Consider the following 23,532-nt stretch of genomic DNA (forward strand, 5'->3'; position numbering starts at 1 on the left):
GTTATTCTCCACGAACCAGAGTAAAGAAATCGACGCGGCTGGAAGCCACTTCGCGGGCACGTTGCTGGCGGCGTTCCTGTTGCAGTGCGGCCAGCGGTGCTATCACGCGTTTATGCAGCAGTTCGTCCATGCCCTGTATTTGCAGTAATGCATCAATGATGGCGCACAGTTCGGCGTGGGCTTTATTGCGACCGGCAACATAGCTGTAGCCATAGATGCCGTTATCGGTGCGGATAACCGCGCGGGTAATGGTCATGTCGCCCATCACGAAACGTTTACCGGTACCCCCCATCCGGCCCTGAAGCTGAGTCAGGCCGGTTTCAGCTGCACGGAGTCGCTCAAATTGCGGCGATAAATTCAGTGGTTGCCAGTGTGCGAGCAACTCATCAGGCCGGCTGTGAGCCAGCACTGACATCCAGCGCTGGCGGGTTTGCAAGTGATCCATTCAGTGCTCCATTGTCAGTTCAATCATGTCGGCACGTGTCAGGCTGACGGAGTATTCCGCCACGGACGCGTTGCTTTCACAGATATTCAGGGTGCGGACACACAGCAGCGGTGCCTGGGGTACGATTTCAAGTAATTTGCTCTCTTTAGCCAGTGCGCGGCGGGCATTAATGCGGGTGGTACGGCGGGTGAGTTTTTGCTTAATTTCCTCGCGAATAAAATCATGCAGCGAGCCGCTGTGGAAATTTTGCAGCGCAGGCCACCAGTCCAGGTCCGGTAAATAGTGGTCAATCACGCAGACCGGCACGCCGTTAACGCGGCGTAACGTACGCAGATGGATCACTGTATCGCCTTCCTGACGGGACAGTGCCGCCGCAACGTGGTCGGTCGCCGGACGCAGCACCGCCAGCAGTCGTTCGCTGGTCGGGTGACTGCCTTGATCCAACAGGTTCTGACTGAACCGTGCCTGTGAATGCAGCGGATAATCATAAGGGCGCATCAGGACCAGCGTGCCAATTCCCTGGCGGCGTTGCAGCCAGCCGCGATCCACCAGCTCATCCACCGCACGGCGCAGCGTATGACGATTTACCTGAAAACGTTCGGCAAGCTGTTGTTCCGGTGGCAAATAATCGCCACAGCGGTAACCGTTACGCAGTTCCTGTTCCAGCTCAGCGGCAATTTGTTGATAGACAGTCGTGTGACTGGTCGGATGTCTAGATAAGTTCATCACAATGAATACCTCGCACGGGAGAAACAGGCAAAGGAGAGCGCTGCGGTAATGTGCATTCGCCGGAGAATTTTTCGGAAACGAAATAAAGGAGACATGATGCAAACCTCAGTTCGGTGTTGGCATCATGTTGGAGAAGTTAAGTGACAGTTGGGTGAAGTTCTGGTTGCAGTGATGTGAAAGATGAAATAAGGGGAAAAAAGTTCAAAATTGAGGGAACTTTTTGAAACGCGATTTATTAACATTTACCTTAGGATAGTTTTTACTAAATGTTTATTCTCCTTTGATTCTATTAGATTTTATCTTTCCTCCAAATGTAAATTATTCTAGGTGTTTTTTACAATTTAGATCTTAAGTTATTTTAATTTATAATCATCCATATCTTAATTTAAAAAAAAGACAGGGCAATTAAACGAAATGCTTAACACGAAGTGGAGTTCTAAAAGTATAACCCGGTGTTTTTCATGCTGAATTTAAAAGTGAATATACAATAGCGGCATAAATTCATTTGGGTTGTAAATAATAAATCAAAAAAACATAATAAAATATAATTAATCGCATATGGAAGTGATTTGTTAAAAATTAGTATATATTTCAACTATCGTTCATTTATGTACAATATGCATCTTCTAGAGCGGTTGATTATATTTGTCTCAATAACAAGGAAAAGTTATTTATGTTAAAGAAATCCAAACTTTTATTATTGCCTGTTTGCTTATTTGCCAGCAGCATGGCGGCCAGTGCTGAAGACGGTACCATTACTTTTACCGGTACCATTAGTAGTGCAACCTGTATTGTCAATGGTGGGACTGATGAAGGCCTGACGCCATCTGGTACTTTTACAGTCAACCTTAAACCTGTCAGCACGACAGCATTGGATGCTACCGGTAAGAAAGCCGGTGACACGCCATTTTATATCAGCTTAAGTGGTACTGACTGTCCGAATGGTAAATTTGCTAACGTTTCCTGGGAACGTGCGGCAAGTACCAAAATTGACAGTGCGACCGGTAACCTGATGAACTCTACTGCTTCAGGTTCGGCAACGAAAGTACAGGTTGTCTTGTCTGACGAAAACAAACAAGCCATCGATTTACGTGTACCAGTGACTGATCCGACTACCGGTAAAGCAATTTCAAATAATGCTGCCCGTTTTGATTATTGGGCACAATATATTGCTACCGGTGGTGCAACTACTGCAGGTACAGTGAATACTGACGTTGTTTACTCCATTATTTATAACTAAGAATAATAACCAGGGTACTTGTACCCTGGTTATTATCGGAGTATTAAAGATGAAGCTAAAATTGGCAATTCTGTTGCCTCTGTTTTTCTCATTCCTGACGCCAGCCTTTGCCTCTATTCAGGTCATGGGAACGCGGGTTATTTTTAACGCCAAAGAAAAAGAGCAATCAGTCCGTATTAATAATGTCGGGGATGCTCCTGCGCTTATTCAGGTCTGGATTGATAGTCGCCGGGAATCAAGCGTTGAAGATAAAGAGAATTTACCTTTTATCATCAACCCACCGATTGCCAGAGTTAATAAAGGCAAAGGGAAGGTCTTACGTATCTTTCCGACAGACGAAACAGCCAGTAAATACCCTCAGGATCGCGAGACGATGCTTTGGATAAACATTCTCGATATACCCCCTGAAAGTGAGAATGCAGCTGATAAGAATCTGATGAATATTGCGGTAAGAACACGCCTTAAATTCTTTTACCGCCCGGCGGGCTTAAAAGGCGAACTTTTAACTGCTTCAGAGAATGTTGCCTGGACCACACAGAAAACAGCAACAGGTTATAAAGTTACGGGAAGCAATAACTCGCCATATTATATTTCTTTTGCCTCGCTAAAGATTGCGGGTCAGGAAGATACTATTCTTCAGGGCGATGTTATCGAACCTTTCAGTAGTAAAGTGTTTGAATTTAAAAATATTAAAAATTCTACGGCACCGGTCCTTAAATATACTTTCATCACAGACCTGGGTGCGTTTGTCAATAAGGAATTGAAATTGTAATGACGTAACGTTATTGCAATAAATTAAGGGATATTTTTGTGATTCGCTTAAATCAAGCATCAAGAAATTTTTCCGCTTTTATAGTGGGATTTTCCAGTTTCATGGTAAGTAATGCATTTTGCGAAACAGTGCCTGTTACTGGAATGACGCTTGGAAGCAATATTGAATCTAAGAGTACTGTAAAAGAGAAAAAAACCGTACGGTTTAACAACGGGTTTATGGTCGGTAATCTTGCAGGCATGGATCTCTCGGCGTTTGATAATGAAGAATTAACGAAACCAGGCGACTATCACGTAGATGTTAAAGTCAATGGCAAATCTATTGGCGTAAAAAAAATTAAATATGTCTCTGTAGGTAGCGAAATTCAACCTTGTTTAACAAAAGAGTTTATTTATCAGTTCGATATTGATACTTCTAAGCTTCATGCCGGATGGGATGTGGATAAGTGTATACTATTAAGTAAGCTCATTCCTTCCGCAACATTTAAGTATGACTCTGATGAAGAAACATTAGAGTTTTCTATACCCCAGGTAAGCTTACTCAATAATCCTGAAGGGTATGTTAACCCTGCGCTTTGGGATAATGGTGTACCTTCTTTAGCGGTAAACTATTCTCTCAGCGCAACGAATGTGCGTAATCAGGATCATACCTCCGATGATTACTATTACGGAAATGCCCTCTCTTCATTAAAGTTGGGAGCATGGCGTTTCTATACGTTCGACAGCGTCACTAAAGACAGCACTTCCACCCAGTGGGATCATATTTCAGCGTATACACAGCGTGCAATCGCACCGCTTAAAGCCGAAATGAAAGCCGGTGATATCAACACGACCGGCGAACTGTTTAATACCGTTTCGCTGCGTGGTGTCAGTTTAGCCACTGATGAACGCATGCTGCCTGATTCACTGCGCGGCTATGCGCCGGTGATCCGTGGTGTTGCGGATACCAATGCAAAAATAACCATCAGACAAAATGGTAATGTCCTTAAGGAACTGACAGTTCCACCCGGTGAATTCGAAATCACGGATCTTTATGCTACGGGCTATGGCGGTGATCTGGAAGTTACAATCACCGAGGCAACAGGTCAGGTACGTACCTTTATTACGCCTTACTCCAGCGTACCGATGTTATTACGTCCGGGGCAATCGAGATTTTCAACCACTGTCGGTGAAATACGTAATGACTCATTACGCGATAAACCCCTGGTTCTGGAGGGAACTTACCAGTATGGGTTGACTAACCAGGTCACCGCTTACACAGGTTTTCAGACCACAGAGGATAACGAATATTCCGCGCTGATGGCCGGTGCTGCTGTCAATACACCCATAGGGGCTTTGGGGGCCGATATTACCCGGTCCTTCACCTCGTTCGAGGTGGAAGATGAGGATTCCTGTGATCGTTTCTGCAATATGAGTTTGAAACTGAGTCTGGCTAAATTTTTCAATGACACCGGAACGAACCTCAGCCTTGCGGGTTACCGTTATTCAAGTAAGGATTATTATTCTCTCAGTGATGCTCTGCTGACCGCTCAGGCATTAGAGGACGATGATGGTAAATATTTACCTATTAACTACCGGGATAAGGTTGAAATAAATATTAGCCAGAACCTTATCGATGGCTGGGGGAATGTTTATCTTTCCGGATACTATGGCCGTGCCTGGGATTCACAAACAGAAAAAAATAACACCAGCAGCTATCAGTTTGGTTATTCCAATTCATGGCATGCAATGAGTTATAACATTAACTTCAGCAAAACTATTGATGAAGATGGCGATACCGATGATGCGATATATCTCAGTATGTCAGTGCCATTTGGTACGCTGCACTCGAAGGTGCCGAAACTTAATGCGTCTGTCAGCTACAGCGACCAAGACTCCAGCATCAGAACCGCGCTGAACGGTACTGCCGGGGAATATAACCAGATGTCGTATGGTGGCTGGATAAACTATGTACAGGATCACCAGACAAATGCAGGGATAAATTTAGGTTACAGCGGCAGTGCCATGCAGGGGAATATCGGGTATAGCCAAACCGAAACTTCATTCATGACCACGATGAATGCCAGTGGCGGGATCGTATTGCATGAAGGAGGCGTTAATTACAGTTCTGCATTGAGCGATACCTTCGGTATTGTCGAAGCGAAAGGAGCAACAGGCTCACATGTTTACCCTGATATGATCTCTCAGGTTTCAGAGAATGGGTATGCCATTATTTCCTCACTCAATCCTTATCAATATAACGATATTTATCTTGATACTAAGGGTGCGGATATGGAAGTCGAAGTTGACGATACTAAGGCAAGTTTAGTTCCGACTGCCGGCGCCTCAGTAAAACTGAGCTTTAAAACAAAAAATAACATCAATAAATTCTTACTTATTAAAGATAATAAAGGTGTTGTTGTCCCTTATGGAGCGATGATTAAAGACAGTGATGAAATCGTCCTCGGGATTGTTGGCCAGGGCGGAAGGGCGATGGTGGCTCAGCCTGAAAATAATGCTGAACAATGGTTAACCGTTTCCTGGTCTGAAAAGAAAAACGCTCATTCTTGTCGTATGAAATATATTCCAGACGAAAAGGAATCTGCAGAAAAAACAGTTGGTATCGCCACACTCAATAAAGTGTGTGAATAACGATAACTCATATTTATTGATAAATTAAGGAGGGGCATGATGAGGTTGATAATATCAGTCGTTATGCTGGGTTTAATATCCTGGCTGATGCCTGTGTCTGTGGCATTTGCCGCTAATGACTGTACCATCACACAGGGTAAAGCCCTTAATGTTTCCGTTATAATACCGACGCTCAGGCCCGCCAGTAAAGGCACAGTGGGAACCGTATTAGGAAGGGCCGAAGTGAATACTTCAGCCATCACCTATACCTGCGGAGCGTTGATTCGCAATACCTGGCGTTCAGCTTTTACCCGGCCAGAGTCAACGCTGCAGGCATCGGACAATGTTTATAATACGAACATTGTCGGTCTTGGGATCCGGTTAAGTTGGCCGGCTTCCAGAAATGCCTATTTCCCCGATGCCTTTGAGTGCATAGGCATATGTACTGAACCTGCTGATAAAGTCGTTTTGGAGTTTGTTCAGACTGGTGTCATCAAAAGCGGGACGATCCCTGCTGGCCTTATCGGGCATGTGAGTTTAGTTGCTGATACCAGCCCGGGTACACCGGTTGATATTGTCACTATTAATTTAGGGGCACCTATTGATGTGGTGCCACGCTCATGTGCCATTTTAACAACCACTCAAAACGTTGATTTAGGCACCTATTCCCTGGCTGATTTTCAGAGCCGGAAGGTCAGGCGGGGCGCAGAAGTCCCCTTTACGCTGATATTAAGTTGCCCTGATCAAACCTCAGTGCAATTTCAATTTCGGGGTGAAAGACCCGTGGGTGCACCGAACGGATATATTGCTAATTGCGATGACGAAAGCTGTGCTCAGCAGGTCGGTGTGAGATTGCTGAATAATTCAGGATCCGCTATTGATACCGCAGGTGCTTCTGTCGATGCGACAGGAAAGAAAGGTGCATCAACCATTATATCGGGTGATAAAACATTTGGATATAAAGCACAAATATATCCGCTTGATGAAACTAAAATGACCGCCGGTAAAATAGATACTTTCGTGGTTTTTGATATTTTAATGAATTAATGAATTACACATATAAATACTATTTAGGGAGAATCTAATGTATAGGAAATACAGCGCGTTGGGCGCTGGCTTACTTGTGGTTTCACTTTCTGGGCAGGCCGCTGTATTGACGCCAATGAACTCAAATCGTGATCTTGACCAGTTAGAACGTCGCCAGACGCAAATGAATATTGAGCAGGAAAAAAGCCGCGAAGCAGAAATTATCAATGCTGAGAAGAATAGCGAACAGTTGCCTGATAGCTTTGCGAAAGCCGGGCCAGGGTATAAATTTGATATTAATGAAATTACGGTGTCGGGTGATGAGGAGTTTGCTGACTCCCCACAGCGTCAGAAAATTATTGATGCCTATAATCATAAGAAAATGGGCCAGTATGAGATTATTTCGCTCGTTAAAGATCTGACTAATTTTTATGTGGGTAAAGGCTACACAACCACCACCGTGACTATTCAGGAAAGTAGCCTGAAAAGCGGCGTTCTGACACTTAAAGTGTTGTGGGGCAAAATTGATGGTTTTAGCGTTGAGGGGAAAAACCCAAATTTTCGCCAATCGACCCGTCTGTTCAGTGCAATCCCGTTTGCCAAAAATGACGTGCTGAATATGTCTGACGTAGACCAGGGGCTGGATAACCTCCTGCGCGTCTCCGGGGGCAGCAAACTCATTATTGTCCCGTCAGATAAAAATGGCTATTCCACCCTGGATTTACAGAACAGCGATGTTCAGATGTTTTCAGGTAGCCTGGGGACCAATAACTCAGGCACAGAAAGAGATGGCTGGAGTCAATATTTTGCCAGCCTCAGTGCGAATAATCTGGTCGGTTTTAATGATGTACTTAACTATTATACCTCATTCAATGATCTGAATAATAATAATGATAATCAGAAGTCCTGGTCTCTGAACTACAGTATCCCGTTGGGATATTGGGCATTTGATACACAGTATTATCATTCAAGTTATGACAAAACCATTGGGGGAGATTTCGGTGGTTACGGTTCCGACGGTTCATCCGATCGTTTGTCGCTGAAAGTCAGCCGGATGCTTTTCCGTAATGCACAGGGTAAAACCAGTGCTTATGCCAAAGTAGAAACTAATGACAGTAACAACCGCATCGAAGGCTCACAAATTGATGTGAGCAGTAAGCGTTTCTCGAATGTGACACTGGGGTTAACCCGGGTCGGCACGATGTTTGATGGATCACTTTACGCTGATCTGAGTACGACCTTTGGTGTGCCATGGTTTGGTGCTGCCTGGAAAAACGACCCTGATTTAACGGGGTTCGACATCGATGCCGTGAAATACAACGGTTTGCTCAGTTGGTCAAAGAATCTGTATCAGGCCGGGCGTGTTGGCGTTGAGTATGAACTGGGTTCTGGTTTCCAGTATACAGATGATATTCTGGTCAGCGATGAAAATATGAGCGTAGGCGATGAATATACCGTCCGGGGCTATAAAGATAGTTATATGTCTGTAAACAGCGCTGCCTACATTTCCAATACTTTCAAATTCCCAATCAGTGTATTTAAATACGGCATCAATCAGGTTTCACCGTTCATTGGTTATGATTTGGCCGTGGTAAAAGATAATTGTTCCCAAGATGTCTCTTTGTGCCATGCAGAATACATGACCGGCGCGGCAATAGGTTTGAAATTTAATGCCACTCATTTCAATAGTGCATTGACTTATAGCCGCCCGTTAACAGAACCAACCTCATTAAGACATACCGGCATGTCAGAAGAAGCAATTTATTATAATGCGTCAGTTTCGTTTTAATGAACAACACCAGTAATTACCTATGAAAACAGAGGATGTTATGAATAATCATAGTAAAAAAGGTCACTCAAAAAGAGTGATAAAATTGAAGCCATTATACCTGGCAATGGCTGGCATTTTTTCAAGCTTTGCCGATGCAGGGGCAATTATTCCTGATAGTCGTGACCATAGTGCACCCACGATGAACCAAAGTGCCAATGGCACACCCGTTATTAACATTGTTGATCCCAATGCAAGCGGTATTTCTCATAATAAATTTACTGAATTTAACGTTAATCAGGAAGGGGTCATTTTTAACAATAGTACAACCGATGGCACCAGTAAGATTGGCGGCTTTGTTATTAAGAATGATCAGTTGAATAATGAGGCAAATGCCATTATTTCTGAAGTTACCGGGACGAAGGGAACGCAGATTAATGGTGCGATGGAGGTTTTTGGTAAAAAAGCTGATGTCATTATTGCTAACCAAAATGGTATTTCCGTTAATGGTGTATCAACGGTTAATGCCAATAACCTGACCTTAACGACGGGTAAAATTAATCCGCAGGCTGATGGCCGCATCCAACTGAGCGTCGAGAAAGGGACGATCAATATTGAGGGGCAAGGGATTTCAACCGAAGGGTTGGGTTACTTTGATATCATCAGCCGTTCAGCCGTACTGGAAGGTGAAATTGCCGGCCAGGCTGATATTAAAATGGTAACAGGTCTGAATGACTATGACATTCAGTCCCGTACGCATACCGTTCGTGATGCCAATGCCAGCGACCGCCCCGAAGTCTCTATTGATGGTAGTGCATTAGGCTCAATGTATGGTGGCCGTATCCAACTGATCAGTACCGAAAGTGGCGCAGGTGTGCGTCACGAGGGCAGTATCATTGGCAATCAAAGCATCGAAATTTCGGCGAACGGTGATCTGCGGTTATCGGGGTTGAAAAGCGATCAGGGTAGCGTCGCGCTTGCCGGTAATAATGTCAGCATTCAGAAAAACTCAGCGGGGCAAGGTGGCATCGACAGCCAATGGGATCTGATGATCAATGCGCTGGGCCATGTGGATATCGGTGCTGATGCTATCTCGCAGCAGGGCCGGATCATTATTGATGCCAGTTCAATGCTGCAAAATGCCGCCACATTAATGGCAAAAAATGGTCAGACTGCCTCTGTCAATGTGCCATCAATCCAGATCAACGTTGCGAATGAATACCAGATCGTCGGCTCGCTGTATGCGGTTGATCAGTCCGGCCAGACTATACCAGGGGCGGTGGTTTCTCTGGAAAATGGCGACTATGTGGTGCGCCGCGATGGCCAGGTCATCGAGGCCAGCGTTGCCTCCAATGCCCAGGTTGTGAGTAATAGTGGTGATGTTGTCATCAATGCCAAATCTGCCAAAAATAATAACGGGGGCATCGTTGCTCAGAAAGGCGCATTGGTATTAAACATTGATGAGCTGGTCGAAAACAACGGTATGATCAACGCATCGGGTAAACTGACCATCAATACCCGCGCATTTAAAAACAAAGGGATTATCTTTACTGACAGTCAGTTGATTAATACCGGCTCATTAGAAAATACCGGTGGGTTGTATGCGCAGAATACCATTGATGCGACAACTGACTCATTCATCAACAGCGGTAAGATGAGTTCAACTGACGGCGATATGCAGCTTAATGTTAATGGTACGACAGCCAATAACAGCGGCAGCATGGCTGCGAAAAATATCACCATCAATCAAAAAAATCAGGCCGATAAAAGTGCCATTTTTGTCAATGATGGCAGTATAGATACCAGTGGTTCCCTGCATATCAATTCTGATTCAATGCATAACAGCGGCCAAGTCACTGCAGGTACAGTGGCTGATCTTACGTTAACGAAAGAATTGAAAAATAGTGGTGAAGCGGCAGAAATCATTGCCGAGCAGGACCTGTTAATTCACAGTAACCTGGCTGATCATGAACTTTCTGTATTCAATGAGGCGGGTTGGGTACAGGGCGGTAATATTCGCGTAAGTGATATTGATACTATCAGTAACACAGCAAACGGGACGTTCATTGCCAATAATGCCATTGAGCTTTCCAATATCAATAATATCTTTAATGATGATTCTCTGATTAAGGCTGACTCTGTATTATTAAGCCATGTTCAAAATATCAACAACACCCAGGACTCCGTTATTGAAGGTAGCAGTAACCTTCAGATCACGGATGTTAATACCCTGAATAACAATAAATCGTCTCTTCAGTCTGATGGCGATATCACCATAAGCAACGTCTCTGATGTGAGTAACGTGAATGGTCTGATAAGTTCCGGTGGCATTCTGGACATCAACCATGTTGAAAATTTACTCAATACTGCGGTGTCAACCATTCAGGCCTCTGCGGCATTGTTGATCAATTCTGTCACTTCTTTGGAAAATACAGAGGGTTCTTCTCTCATTTCACAAGATGTGATGAATATTGATACTGTAAAAAATATTCATAATGATGCTTCGGGTCAGATAATCAGTGAAACTGCGCTGAATATCTCGAATGCAGAAAGTCTGGAGAATGCGGGGACTATCCAGTCCAATAGCAATCTGTCCATTGAGAATGTGCTTACGTTGCTGAACTCAGGTGAATCTTCCCTGATTGCTGCGCTTGATAATCTGACGATGGCGAATATCACCAGCTTATCCAATACCGAGAGCGCAACCCTATCTGCGGGTCTGGAATTAGTGCTCAATTCCATTGGTACGCTGATCAATAACGCGGCGCTCATCCAGTCAGAAGATGCGTTGACTATCAATGCCGCTAATCTCACGAACCTGGCCGGTAATATTCAAAGTTATGGTGATATTGTTCTCAACATCACGAATATACTTGAAAACTTATCGTCCTCTGGCATTGATGAATACGATAACCCGACTGTATTTAATGCCAATCTGGTTTCTGACGGAAATATTGATATTCATGCAAATACTTTGGTGAATAACAGCGAAATTAATGCGACAAATGTTCTTGTAGACGTTAATGATCTGAATAATACCTCTGGTAACATTGAAGGCTTCAGCACCGCTGATCTTAGAATTAAAAATGATTTTGTGAATCAGGATGGTACTGTCAGAGGTAATGATAGATTATCTCTTGATATGGCGAAGGATTATGTGTTCGATGAGGCGGCGGGGGATCTTCTGACCACGCAGGAATTATCTATTCATTCTGACGGGAACATTGTGGTTCGTGGTTCGCTCGAAAGTATGGGTGATATTATTCTGGACGCCGGAAAAGATATTACTAACTATTTTGCGATTGTCAGTAATCAGGATATTACGCTGAAAGGTAAGAATATTACCAATGCTTATAATGAGCCGGGTACGGATAGTGAAGGCAACCCTGTTGCTGGCATGAGCAGCCTTATCTGGGCGTTCGGTGATGTCAATATTGATGCACGGGAAGGCACGTTCCACAATCAAAAATACGGTAATGTCCTGAGCGTGGGCAATATGAGTATTATCGCCCACGATATCATCAATGATGCGGGTATCATTCGCTCAGAAGGTGATATGGCGCTGGATGCCCAAAGCCTGAGCAACCTCAGCGAATACAGCGGTGGTGGCTGGCAAACAGGTGCCCTGCAGGAGGGGGAAGGCTTTATTGAGGATTACTCTAAAGTTGCGACCTATGTTTCCTGGAGAGTAGAAACTTATCTGCCGGTATTATCTTCCGATCTTACGGTAACAACCAAAGCGGAGATTTCATCGGGCGGTAAGATCGACATCAATCAGCGCGGTATTTTTGAAAATACGGCTGAGAATCCTTTAGAAGTGCTCAATGAAGGAGGTATGATCCAGTCGGTCGGTGATATGACCATTACGGGTAATCTGACCAACAAACCTCGATATACACAAGCATCATTGTATGAATATGTTACCACGCCTTTAGAAAAACCGATTGAGATTGAGTATTACTGGAAAACTGTTGCCAGTGGTGGGGATAAAGCAACATTCGATACTGTTTATTCCTTCATGGACTGGTTGTTTGGCGATGGTAATCCGACATCCATTAATGGGTATACTCTCACTGATGACGTGATGTCCAAGATGTTCATCCGTACTGCAGAACTCGAGAAAGATGATTTCTTGAAATCAGTGCGTAAGGCTGCTGGTGGCGGTGAAAAATCAACTGCATCTCCGCAACTGAATTCCTTGATGATCATGATGTTTGGTGAGAGCTGGATTACCAAAGATCTGAATACGTTAAGAAGTGACTGGGAAAATATCAGTCAATCTGATGATGAAGCACTGAAGGCAAAAGGTTTTTACTTCCTGCCTAATGACACGGGCAGCATTGTCACGCTGGGGACTTTCACCCATAACGGTGGTGAACTGAATAACGGTATTGGTGATTTTGCGATTGAAACGGGTACGTCGGATTCTGTAAATGTTGAAAAAGTGGGGGATCAGGAGATTGCCCCGATTGGTGGCAGCACCGAGGTTCTGATTAACCTTAAAGATATTGAAGAATATCGCGCCGGTATTTCGCCAATGAGCACCATCGATGCGATGAGTAAAATGCCTGCGATGTTCCCTTATTCGCCTGAATGGAACCAGCGTAATACCAGTGAACCTTCACTCAAGGATGGTCCATCAAATACTGTTACGCCTGTCTTCGAAACGCGCTTTGAAATGATTGACCAGAGCCAATACTATGGTTCGGACTATTTCTTTGAACAGGTCGGTTATGTACCTGATGAGCCGGTATATGTTATTGGTGATAACTATTACATCTCGGAACTGATCCGTCGCCAGGTTAATGATTCTGTTGGCTCCTATTTCGCGGTGCGTGATGGTGTCGATGGTGTTGACATGGTTCAGATGTTAATGGATAACGCCAACTATGTGGTCAACAACGGTGTCCAGGTAGAAAATGAGGCGTCTGATATTCTGTCAGGTCAAACGCTTAATCAGGATGTGGTTGATACAGAAGTCACTCCGGAAAACTCATACTCTATGAGGAGCACCGATATCCCGGTAGGATATGAGGCGTCTGATAACCTTCCTGGGCAAACCCTTAATCAGGATGTTGCAGAAACTCCACCATCCAATACACATACGGAAGATCTCGGTCTGGTCGTGGGTGAACCACTGACTGAAGAACAGCGCGGTAAGCTGGATAAAGATATTGTTTGGTTTGTAAACCAAACCATTGATGGTGAACAAGTATTAGTACCCTTTGTCTATCTGTCCAACGCGACCCTTGACGCAATGTCTACCGGTGCAAAAGAATCCTCCGGTTCTGCAGTTATTCATGCTGAAGGTGACGTCAATATTGATGCAACCCAGGTGAATAATAATAATGCCGTTATTTCTGCAGGGAATGATGTCAACATTACTTCAGAAGGGGACATTAATAATACGAGTAACGGGGCTAATGGTGGTATTTCTGCCGGTAATAATGTTGATCTGACCACAACTGACGGGTCTATTAACAACGATGGCGCTTATATTAAAGCGGGCGATGATATTAATATGTCTGCTGAAAATGGCAGCATTGAAATTACCGCCAGCGTGGGTCGTGATGAAGAAGGTAAGCAGCAGGTTCATACTTATGATGACGCCATCTCTGCGGGCGGCGACATTGATATGAAAGCCAAAGATATTACATCTAATGCAGCTACCTTTGAAGCCGGTAACGATATTAATATGACGTCCACTGAAGGCGATATTACCTTCAATGAGATGCACGAAATATCGGCCGAATACACGAATGATTTAGATAAAAAGAACGCACTTAACTTTACCCATACTGAAACTGAAACCACCACCGCCACCGCTATTGAAAGCAAAGTGGCTGCCGGCGGTAAATTAAATATCGACTCTGCTAAAGATGTTGTGATGAAAGGCGGTGAATATTCCGGTACATCCGGCAACATCACTGCGGCGGGCGATGTCGATATACAGGCCACACAGGATTATGAACATACAGAATCTGTGGTTGAAGCTCGTGAGTTTACGCTCACCGGGAATGCTAATGCAGTGGGTTATTCCGCATCAGGTGAATATAGCGCGCGTGATGGCGGCAGTGGCAGTACGTCACAGGGCGAGTATGAATTTGATTATGGTTCAGATAATGGTGGGGCGAAAAACCCAGGTAAATCTGCGGTCGCTCCGGCAACAGAAGTCTTCGTGGGCTTCCGTTCATCTACAGATGAGGCGACATCTGATACCAAAACAAACCAGAATGCTTCTTTCAATTTTGCCGACGACCTGAACCTAGAGGCGAAAACTGTTGATATTGGGGGGGGCGATTTTAAAGTCGCTGATGAGTTAAACATTACGGCGGATGAACTTAAGACCACCAAATATGTTGATACTCATGAGGAAACGTTCAGTCATGAAGCGCTTTCTGTGGGGATAACATCAACGACGTCCAGTGTCTTCCTGGATGTCGCGGATAAAAATGCCAATATGATCGCCAATGCAGTCAACGACCCGGACGTGGGTTTTGATGCCTTAACCACAAGTGCTCAGGTGGCGGGTGATGTAACCAACTTAATCTTCAATGATTATGCTTCACTCAATACCACATACGGCATTGATTACAATAAATCATCTGGTTCAGCAAGTTCGACCAGTGAAAATATTACCCACATTGATGCCGGTAAAGTCAATATCAAAACCAAAGGCGATACCACGCTCAATGGGGTTGATATGAAAGCCAAAGATGTGGCGATTGATGCGGGTGGCGATGTCAACATGCGCGCTGCTGAACAAACCACCTCTTATAAAGAGGATGGCATGAACTTCAGCATTGGCATCACTGCCGGTGCAGGGGTTGACCGCGATTCTGCAGGTGCCGGGGTCTCACTGGATGCCAGCGGCGGTAATAATCATACGAACAACAGTTCTAAGAGTTACACCAACACAACGATTGCGGCAGACAATATTTCCATTATCAGTGGCAAAGACGTTAATTTGATCGGAGCGGATATCACGGCAAAAACTGCAGATGTGAAAGCCGCAGGGAATATGAACATTGTTTCCGTTCAGGACACCGTCGACAATGATGCTTCAAGCTGGCATGCAGGTGCTTCTATCGGGGCTGCGTTCACAACACAGACGGGAACCATCCCTATTCCTACAGCATCTGTGAATGCTGGCGGAGGATCTGATTTCCTTGACAGCGCGACGACGAATAAACAGTCAGGTATCCATACTTCAGGTCCGCTGAACGTGGAAACCGGTGGTGATATGAATATGACTGGCGGTCAGCTGATCTCTGATGACCATACTGGTACCGTTCATGTTGCAGGCAATATCAATGCGCAGGACCTTGTTGATACCACTGAACAGGATGGTGCGTATGGCGGCGGCGGCGGCGGTGTAACGAAGACGGGGACCAGTGCTAATATATACGCGCAAACCACGGATGAGATCCACTATCAGGAAAATCAGCATTCAACGATCGATGTGGGTGATACGAAGGCTGGCCAGATTAATGGCAACCTCAACACTGACGGTACGAAAATCTCTGACGTTGTCAAAGACGAGAAAGAATGGGGCAGTGATATTGCTGCCACCATCAGCTGGAGTCCGAGTAAGACGGGTAGCTATGATGTGGATACGCCTACTACGGTGAAGCCGAAGCCAGCTGATACCACTGATGGCGTTACTCCACGTCCGACGCCGAAACCGGATGATGTGACACCAACACCAACACCACAGCCGAAACCGGAACCAACGCCGGAACCAACACCGCAGCCGAAACCGGAACCAACACCGGAGCCGACGCCACAGCCGAAACCGGAACCGACACCGGAGCCGACGCCACAGCCGAAACCGGAACCGACACCGGATGTTGAAGATCTTACTCCGGTGAAAACGCCAGATGACACGGTGAAACCAGACGACACGGTGAAACCAGATGACACGGTGAAACCAGACGATACGGTGAAACCAGACGATACGGTGAAACCAGACGACACGGTGAAACCAGATGACACGGTGAAACCAGACGACACGGTGAAACCAGACGACACGGTGAAACCAGACGACACGGTGAAACCAGATGACACGGTGAAACCAGATGACACGGTGAAACCAGATGATACGGTGAAACCAGATGACACTGATACGCCAAAACCACGTCCAAGCGAATACAATGGCAAGAAGTGGGAAGTTAAAACGCCTGAGCGTGTTGTCCTGACGCCAGGGTCTGCAACCGGCAACACGACCTGGATTGAACCACCGAAATCGGGTCCGGGTAAAAACGGATCGCAGTTCGAGGGTCTGCCAAAAAGCGGCTCCACTAAAGCACGTGATACATCGACCAAAACGCCGGCAACTGAAAGTACGCCAGACGTTAAAAAGGCCGATCCAAGCGAGTATAATGGTAAGAAATGGACTGTCACCACGCCAGATCCTGTTGTACTGAGCCCGGGGTCTAACAGTAATAACATCACGCCAAATGATCCACCGCGTGACGGCAATAAGAATAACGGGACGGATTATGAAGGCCAGCCAGTCCGTAAGGATGTGCAACTGCCAGACGGTGCTGCTAACTGGCAATCACTGATGCCTGAACATGTTATGGCTTCTGAGCATACTTATCAGGAAACTGAATGGTCTGAGAGTAATACCCCAATCAACCAGCGGGGTACGAAGAACGCGTAAGTAATAAAACAGTAATCTCCATTAGCCCTGAAGTGCGTCTCCTATGAGGCGCACTTTTTTTTCATCTGTCGTCTGGCAAATACTGCGATCGGGGGATGCCAAAAGGAGAGGGGAGAGCGATGAAGCTTAAGGAATAAAATGATGCGACAAAAAGAGAAGGCACCGCCGAAAAGCAGTGCCTTAATAATCACCTCAGATAATGAATCACCTGATTGCTGCTGCCGCGCCAGATAAGTGACGGGTCTTTGAGTTCCTGCACAAATTTCCCGTCGACCAGTACATTAATCAGCGCCACAACGTCCTGTTGTTCAGCGGTCAGTTCACACCGCGTATAGCCCGTCCACATCCACACATCTTTGTCCGGACACTCCGCCTGTACGCGCAACAACAACTGGCGCACTGCAGAGAGATTTTGCGGATGCAGCGGGTCACCGCCGGAAAGGGTGAGACCCTGACGCGGGATCACCGTATTTTGCAGATCGGTAATGATGCGGTCTTCGTCTGCCTGCGTAAACGGCTTGCCGGAATCCAGCCGCCAGGTACTTTTGTTATAGCACCCGCGGCATTCATGGACACAGCCGGACACGAACAGCACACAGCGCGTTCCGGGCCCGTTCACGACATCGACAGGATAATACTGATGAAAATTCATCACGTTAACCCAACTGACCATTACCCAAATGTTTAATCCGGCGCTTCACTTCCTCCTGCTTGCCGGCGTTAAACGGACGGGCATCCGGGCTGCCGAGATATCCGCAGACGCGGCGGGTGACGGAGACACGGGAAGGTTCATGGTTGCCGCATTTCGGGCAAGTGAAGCCTTTGCTGGTGCACTCGAATTCGCCGGTATAACCGCAGTCGTAGCACTCATCGATCGGCGTATTGGTGCCGTAATAAGGCACGCGGGTATAACTATAATCCCACACGTCTTCCAGCGCTTTCAGATTATGTTGCAGGTTAGGATATTCGCCATAGCAGATGAAACCGCCGTTGCTCAGTGGCGGATACGGCGCTTCGAAATCGAGTTTTTCATAAGGATTGACCTTCTTTTCGACGTCCAGATGGAAGCTGTTGGTGTAGTAACCTTTGTCGGTAACGCCAGCAACCAGCCCGAATTCGGCTTTGTCCAGACGACAGAAACGGTCACAGAGATTTTCGCTCGGCGTGCTGTAAAGGCTGAAGCCGTAGCCGGTTTCCTCTTTCCAGCTTTCGGTTGCCGCCTGCAGACGGGCCACAATCGCCACGGCCTTTTCGCGTAACTGGCTGTCATCGAACACGTGGGTTTGATCGCCGAACAGCGCGTTAATGGTTTCATGCACGCCAATGTATCCGAGCGAAATCGAGGCCCGGCCATTTTTGAAAATGCCGGAAATATCGTCGTCGGCTTTCAGGCGCACGCCACAGGCGCCTTCCATGTACAGGATCGGCGCAACCCGGGCTTTGATGCCTTCCAGACGTGCAATGCGGGTCATCAGCGCTTTCTTCGCCAGCAGCAAACGCTCGTCAAGCAGTGTCCAGAACGCCGCCTCGTCGCGTTTCGCTTCCAGCGCGATACGCGGCAGGTTCAGGCTGATCACGCCGATATTATTGCGGCCCTCGTGGATCATCTCGCCATTTTCTTCATACACACCCAGGAAGCTGCGGCAGCCCATCGGGGTTTTGAAGGATCCGGTGACTTTCACCACCTGATCGTAATTGAGGATGTCCGGATACATGCGTTTGCTGGCACATTCCAGTGCCAGTTGCTTGATGTCGTAGTTGGCATCACCGGCTTTATGGTTCAGGCCGTCGCGGATCGCAAACACCAGTTTCGGAAATACGGCAGTTTTGCGGTTTTTGCCCAGACCGGCAATACGGTTACGTAAAATGGATTGCTGGATCAGACGTGATTCCCACGAGGTTCCGAGACCGAAACCGAAGGTGACGAACGGCGTCTGACCGTTGGCGGTATGCAGCGTATTGACTTCATATTCCAGCGACTGGAACGCGTCATAGCACTCTTTCTCAGTCCGGTTACGGGCGAACGCTTCGGCATCGGCAATCTGCCATTCTTCGGCGGTCTGGCGATGTTTATTGAAGCTGGCAGTCACAAACGGTGCCAGCACTTCGTCGATGCGGTTAATGGTGGTGCCGCCATAAATGTGGCTGGCGACCTGTGCAATAATCTGCGCGGTGACGGCGGTGGCCGTTGAAATTGATTTTGGCGTATCAATTTCTGCATTGCCCATTTTGAAACCATGATTCAGCATGCCTTTCAGATCGATAAGCATGCAGTTAAACATCGGGAAAAACGGCGAATAATCGAGATCATGATAATGGAGCTCGCCACGTTCATGCGCCAGCACGACATCACGCGGTAAAATATGCTGTTTGGCATAATGTTTTGCCACGATCCCGGCCAGTAAATCGCGCTGGGTCGGGATGACTTTACTGTCTTTATTGGCGTTTTCATTAAGCAGCGCCATATTGCTTTGTTCAACCAGACCGCGGATTTCCTGATTCAGGCGGCCACGCATTTCACGTTTCACATCGCGGTCATGGCGGTATTCGATATAAGCGCGTGCCAGCTTTTTATGCGGACCTGCCATTAACTGATTTTCGACCGCATCCTGAATCTCGTGGATATCTACACGAACCTGATCTTGCAGACTTTCCGCCACCACGCGGGCAACCTGCGCGCAATAATCCACGCTGTCGATACCGGCAGCAGCAGCAGCGCGTTGCACTGCTTGTTTGATCAGAACTTCATCGAAAGGGACCTGACAACCATCCCGCTTAATCACGATGGGCTGCATTGTAGTCGGTTTTGCGGGTAGGGTTTCCAGTCTGTCTGCCTTCACAATGACACTCCTATTGGGCGGAACCCGCGCCCCACAAGGCTTACAGGCCGGTTGTGGGGTATTTGCGGAAAACCGCTATATATTGGGTTGGGTGTGTACTATACACACTATATGTAGCATTCATGCGAGTGATAATTCTCGTTTTATTGACCTGAAACAAAGAATTTTTTTGGCGGAGGAATTGATGACCAACTGTCAGTTCTGGCCTGAATTTTGCGGATTGTTTTATAAGGAGATGCATTAAAAATAAACGGGCCAGACACGAATGTGACTGACCCGGCAGAACAGAAATTTCAGATTATCCGGCGAGTTGCCAGCGACATTCGTAGGGACGAAGTACGTCGCAAACCGCCGGTGTGGCGTAATTACTTAACACCTGTTCGCCGCAAAATACCGGTAACGCAAGCGTCTGCTCCTGTGCGCTCAGGTTCGCCATCACACTCAGGGTTTTTCCGTTCGCCGTGCGGGTATAACACCAGAGTTGCGGATGTTCAGGCAGTAAATCCTCATAATCGCCGTCCGTCAGCACCGGTAGGGATTTGCGCAATCGGATCAGTTGCTGATACAGATAAAACACGGAATCGTTATCCGCCAGTGCCAGCTCAGCATTAATACTCTGCGCGTTATGGCTGACGGAAATCCACGGTGTGCCGGTGGTAAATCCCGCCTGTTCGCCGGCAGTCCACTGCATCGGTGTACGTGAGTTATCCCGCGATTTCCGTGCCAGGATGCGCAGCAATTCTTCAGTATTGCGTCCGTCCGTTTTCAGCTCAGCAAACATATTCAGGCTTTCCACATCGCGATATTGCTCAAGATGTTTAAAGCCGGGATTGGTCATGCCGATTTCCTCCCCCTGATAGATGTACGGCGTGCCTTGTAAGCCGTGCAATACCATCGCCAGCATTTTTGCCGAGGTGTTGCGCAGCGCGCCTTCATCACCAAAACGCGACACAATGCGCGGCTGATCGTGATTACACCAGAACAACGCATTCCATGCGTGCCCGTGCATTCCTTGCTGCCACTCGCGAAAAATCTGCTTGAGGTGTACGAAATCAGGCGGCGCATCAGTCCATTTTTCGCCGTTCGGGTAATCTACTTTCAGATGATGGAAGTTAAAGGTCATCGACAGTTCACTGCCGTCATTGGCAGCGTAGCGGCGGCAATGTTCCAGCTTCGTTGAAGACATTTCGCCGACCGTCATCAGCCCGAGTGGCTGAAATACGTCACGGCTGAACTCCTGTAAGAATGCATGAATACGTGGTCCGTCGGTGTAAAAACGCCGCCCATCGCCTGCGTCATCGGACGGGAAATCCTGCTGTTTCGACACCAGATTGATAACATCCAGCCGCAGTCCGTCGACGCCCTTATCTGCCCAGAACTGGCAGACTTTTTTGAGCGCCCCGCGAACAGGCGGATACTCCCAGTTGAGATCCGCCTGCTCGGCCGCGAACAGATGCAGATAATACTGACCGCTGGTTTCATGCCACTGCCAGGCACCGCCACCGAATTTGGAGCGCCAGTTATTCGGCGGCCCGCCTTCGGCTGCACCGTCACGCCAGATATAAAAAGGCCGGAACGGGCTGCCCGGATCCTGCGACTGCCGGAACCATTCGTGATGCGTCGAGGTGTGATTAAACACCATATCCATCACGATGCGGATCCCGCGCTGATGCGCCTGTGCAGTCAGCCGCTCGAAATCCTCCAGCGTGCCGTAAGCCGGGTCAATCTCACAATAGTCGGCGACGTCGTAACCATTATCAATCTGGGGTGACAGATACATCGGCGTCAGCCACAGGGCATCAACGCCCAGCGTTTTCAGGTAATCCAGACGCTGTGTGATGCCGTTGATATCACCGGTACCGCTGCCCGTGGTGTCCTGAAAACTCTTGGGGTAAATCTGGTAAATCACGCCGTTTTTCCACCACGGCAATTCGCTGTTCATTCCTTTTTCCTTCTTGAAGGTCTTACACCACAGCCAGTTCACCACGGCGGGCTTTACGCTGGTAAACCAGCACGGTCAGGATAATCGGCACCACAATCGCCACCAGCATCGCCATGGCGTAAATACTCCAGAACTGCAGCTTGATAGACAAAATGCCCGGTAAGCCGCCGACGCCGATACCGTTGGCCGTAACGTGGAACAGCCCGCAAATCAGACCGGCACCGGCTGAGCCAATCATCGCGCAGAGCATCGGGAAGCGGTATTTCAGGTTGATCCCGTACATGGCCGGTTCGGTCACGCCGAGGAAGGCGGATATCGCTGCGGGCACGGAAATCTCGCGTTCATTATGTTTGCGGCTGACGATAATCACGCCCACCACGGCGGCCGCCTGTGCAATATTGGACAGGGCGATCAGCGGCCATACCGGGGTTCCGCCGGTGTTTTGCACCATCTGCATGTCGATGGCGAGGGTGGTCTGATGCACGCCGGTGATCACCAGTGGTGCATAGAGGAAACCAAACAGCGCGGCACCGATCGGTGCAAGGCTGCCGGTCATGATGAATTTCACCGCGAAAGCCACGCCGTCACCTACCATGCGGCCAAACGGCCCGATCAACGTGTGCGCCAGGAATACCGCAATCAGCAGTGAGCTGACCGGCACAATCACCAGGTACAGGTAATTAGGCACGATACGTTTCAGGCCACTTTCGATGATGGCTAACGCCATGCCTGCGAGAACGGAAGGAATAACCTGCGCCTGATAACCGACTTTTTCGATGGTGAACCAGCCAAAATTCCATACATCAGGGATCTGCTGGCCGAGGTTATAGGAGTTCATCAGTTGCGGTGATACCAGCGTGATGCCGAGCACGATGCCGAGGATCTCGGTGCCGCCCATTTTTCTGACCGTCGACCAGCAAACCGCCACCGGCAGGAACATAAACACGGCTTCGCCAAGCAGCCACAGGAAGTCGTAAATGGATTGCCACAGCGGGTGCATCTGCGCCAGCGTCTGGCCGTCGCTTATCGGAATTTCACCGATAACGTTGCGGAAACCGAGGATCAGACCGCCACTGATTAGCGCGGGCAACAGCGGGAAGAAAATTTCGGCGAAGTGAGAAATACTGCGTTCGAACCAGCTCATGTTCTGGCGGGCGGCGATTTTTGCCTGCTCTTTACCTGCCTGACTTTTACCGGTACTGGCGAGCAGGACTTTATAGTAATCGTCCACTTCCGGCCCGATCACCACCTGGAACTGCCCGGCATTGGTGAAGCAGCCTTTAACCATTGGCAGGGCTTCGAGGCCTTTCGGATCGGCTTTAGACGGATCATTGAGGACAAAACGAAGACGTGTAATGCAATGCGTCACCATCGCGATATTGTCGCTGCCGCCAACGAGGGCGATCAGCTGATCAACATCCTGTTGCTTAACTTTGCTCATGGGAAGTGGCCTGTGTTTTGCGTGAGTGTGTAGGGTACGGTTCAAGCATAGCGAA

12 protein-coding genes are annotated in these 23,532 nt (G+C 47.5%); 6 read left to right on the top strand and 6 right to left on the bottom strand.

The window, feature by feature from the left end; translation table 11 throughout:
- Position 1: 1 nt before the first annotated feature.
- Together phnG and phnF are read right to left on the bottom strand one after the other, a co-directional pair.
- Complete coding sequence (phnG, locus tag ETV65_RS17950; protein ID WP_129954385.1) at positions 2-445, bottom strand: phosphonate C-P lyase system protein PhnG; 444 nt, start codon at positions 443-445, stop codon at positions 2-4.
- Positions 446-1,171 (bottom strand): phosphonate metabolism transcriptional regulator PhnF, encoded by a 726-nt coding sequence (gene phnF, locus ETV65_RS17955; protein ID WP_129954387.1) that lies wholly within the window; start codon positions 1,169-1,171, stop codon positions 446-448.
- 676 nt (positions 1,172-1,847) lie between these two features.
- Between phnF and ETV65_RS17960 the strand changes: the two genes are divergently transcribed.
- Genes ETV65_RS17960 through ETV65_RS17985 form a run of 6 tightly spaced genes read left to right on the top strand, consistent with a single transcriptional unit; the run spans position 1,848 to position 17,254 of the window.
- Positions 1,848-2,414 (top strand): fimbrial protein, encoded by a 567-nt coding sequence (locus ETV65_RS17960; protein WP_129954389.1) that lies wholly within the window; start codon positions 1,848-1,850, stop codon positions 2,412-2,414.
- A 49-nt stretch (positions 2,415-2,463) separates the two neighbouring features.
- The gene (locus ETV65_RS17965) at positions 2,464-3,186 is read left to right on the top strand and encodes a molecular chaperone (RefSeq protein ID WP_129954391.1); all 723 of its coding nucleotides are present in this window, start codon (positions 2,464-2,466) and stop codon (positions 3,184-3,186) included.
- 38 nt (positions 3,187-3,224) lie between these two features.
- Positions 3,225-5,816: a fimbria/pilus outer membrane usher protein gene (locus ETV65_RS17970; protein ID WP_129954393.1), complete on the top strand. Its 2,592-nt coding sequence runs from the start codon at positions 3,225-3,227 to the stop codon at positions 5,814-5,816.
- 36 nt (positions 5,817-5,852) lie between these two features.
- Positions 5,853-6,842 (top strand): fimbrial protein, encoded by a 990-nt coding sequence (locus ETV65_RS17975; protein ID WP_129954395.1) that lies wholly within the window; start codon positions 5,853-5,855, stop codon positions 6,840-6,842.
- Between the two features lie 37 nt (positions 6,843-6,879).
- Complete coding sequence (locus ETV65_RS17980; protein ID WP_129954397.1) at positions 6,880-8,610, top strand: ShlB/FhaC/HecB family hemolysin secretion/activation protein; 1,731 nt, start codon at positions 6,880-6,882, stop codon at positions 8,608-8,610.
- Positions 8,611-8,632: 22 nt separating this feature from the next.
- Positions 8,633-17,254, top strand: coding sequence for a hemagglutinin repeat-containing protein (locus ETV65_RS17985; protein WP_129954399.1), 8,622 nt, complete (start codon positions 8,633-8,635; stop codon positions 17,252-17,254).
- A 187-nt stretch (positions 17,255-17,441) separates the two neighbouring features.
- On the opposite strand, the gene nrdG is transcribed toward ETV65_RS17985, so the two are convergent.
- From nrdG to treB, 4 genes are all read right to left on the bottom strand, one after another.
- Positions 17,442-17,906, bottom strand: a complete 465-nt coding sequence (nrdG, locus tag ETV65_RS17990) for an anaerobic ribonucleoside-triphosphate reductase-activating protein (protein ID WP_129954627.1) — start codon at positions 17,904-17,906, stop codon at positions 17,442-17,444.
- 4 nt (positions 17,907-17,910) lie between these two features.
- Complete coding sequence (gene nrdD / locus ETV65_RS17995) at positions 17,911-20,049, bottom strand: anaerobic ribonucleoside-triphosphate reductase (protein ID WP_129954626.1); 2,139 nt, start codon at positions 20,047-20,049, stop codon at positions 17,911-17,913.
- A gap of 343 nt (positions 20,050-20,392) precedes the next feature.
- Positions 20,393-22,036: an alpha,alpha-phosphotrehalase gene (gene treC, locus ETV65_RS18000; protein ID WP_129954401.1), complete on the bottom strand. Its 1,644-nt coding sequence runs from the start codon at positions 22,034-22,036 to the stop codon at positions 20,393-20,395.
- 22 nt (positions 22,037-22,058) lie between these two features.
- Positions 22,059-23,477 carry a PTS trehalose transporter subunit IIBC gene (gene treB, locus ETV65_RS18005; RefSeq protein ID WP_129954403.1) on the bottom strand — a complete coding sequence of 473 codons (1,419 nt, stop codon included), beginning with the start codon at positions 23,475-23,477 and terminating at the stop codon, positions 22,059-22,061.
- Between the last annotated feature and the right edge of the window lie 55 nt (positions 23,478-23,532).

This window comes from Rahnella sp. RFA10(1/100) (assembly GCF_004195115.1).
Taxonomy (GTDB): Bacteria; Pseudomonadota; Gammaproteobacteria; order Enterobacterales; family Enterobacteriaceae; genus Rahnella; species Rahnella perminowiae.

Bases quoted from the DNA above. Each gene is read 5' to 3' on its own strand.
- phnG (WP_129954385.1), bottom strand. From the start codon at position 445: ATGGATCACTTGCAAACCCGCCAGCGCTGGATGTCAGTGCTGGCTCAC.
- phnF (WP_129954387.1), bottom strand. From the start codon at position 1,171: ATGAACTTATCTAGACATCCGACCAGTCACACGACTGTCTATCAACAA.
- ETV65_RS17960 (WP_129954389.1), top strand. From the start codon at position 1,848: ATGTTAAAGAAATCCAAACTTTTATTATTGCCTGTTTGCTTATTTGCC.
- ETV65_RS17965 (WP_129954391.1), top strand. From the start codon at position 2,464: ATGAAGCTAAAATTGGCAATTCTGTTGCCTCTGTTTTTCTCATTCCTG.
- ETV65_RS17975 (WP_129954395.1), top strand. From the start codon at position 5,853: ATGATGAGGTTGATAATATCAGTCGTTATGCTGGGTTTAATATCCTGG.
- ETV65_RS17980 (WP_129954397.1), top strand. From the start codon at position 6,880: ATGTATAGGAAATACAGCGCGTTGGGCGCTGGCTTACTTGTGGTTTCA.
- ETV65_RS17985 (WP_129954399.1), top strand. From the start codon at position 8,633: ATGAAAACAGAGGATGTTATGAATAATCATAGTAAAAAAGGTCACTCA.
- nrdG (WP_129954627.1), bottom strand. From the start codon at position 17,906: ATGAATTTTCATCAGTATTATCCTGTCGATGTCGTGAACGGGCCCGGA.
- nrdD (WP_129954626.1), bottom strand. From the start codon at position 20,049: ATGCAGCCCATCGTGATTAAGCGGGATGGTTGTCAGGTCCCTTTCGAT.
- treC (WP_129954401.1), bottom strand. From the start codon at position 22,036: ATGAACAGCGAATTGCCGTGGTGGAAAAACGGCGTGATTTACCAGATT.
- treB (WP_129954403.1), bottom strand. From the start codon at position 23,477: ATGAGCAAAGTTAAGCAACAGGATGTTGATCAGCTGATCGCCCTCGTT.